At 45.6% G+C, this 561-nt stretch carries 2 rRNA genes; both read left to right on the top strand.

The features are described from left to right. Window positions 1-109, top strand: a 16S ribosomal RNA gene (locus tag M3600_RS28525); the annotation flags it as partial. Between the two features lie 326 nt (window positions 110-435). After that, a 23S ribosomal RNA gene (locus M3600_RS28530) occupies window positions 436-561 on the top strand; the annotation flags it as partial.

The following is a 561-nucleotide window of genomic DNA, read 5'->3' on the forward strand; positions in this document are numbered from 1 at the left end:
GTCGGTGGGGTAACCTTTTAGGAGCCAGCCGCCTAAGGTGGGATAGATGATTGGGGTGAAGTCGTAACAAGGTAGCCGTATCGGAAGGTGCGGCTGGATCACCTCCTTTCTAAGGAAAAATGGAATTCGTTCCATTCACAGATTGTTGATGATTTTGTTGTTCAGTTTTGAGGGAGCAATTCCTCAAAACATCAGGGTAATGATTAACATCATTAGCCGAATTTGTTCCTTGAAAACTAGATTATGAATAGTAAGAACCAAGAAAGAAACCGAGTAATCGCCATCTTAGATTCTCTATTATTAGTAGAATTTTAGGGTAAAGAGAAACGAGCAGGTCGAGGAAGCGACTAAACGAGCACCGGAGCGTACGACAGTACGTGAGGAGCGGAGTGAGGGAGCTGACGAAGAGATGCGAAGTTTATCTTTAGCCGAATAAGTTAAGTTAGAAAGGGCGCACGGTGGATGCCTTGGCACTAGGAGCCGATGAAGGACGGTACTAACACCGATATGCTTCGGGGAGCTGTAAGTAAGCTTTGATCCGGAGATTTCCGAATGGGGGAA

This window comes from Niallia sp. MER 6 (assembly GCF_023714395.1).
Lineage (GTDB): Bacteria > Bacillota > Bacilli > Bacillales > Cytobacillaceae > Niallia.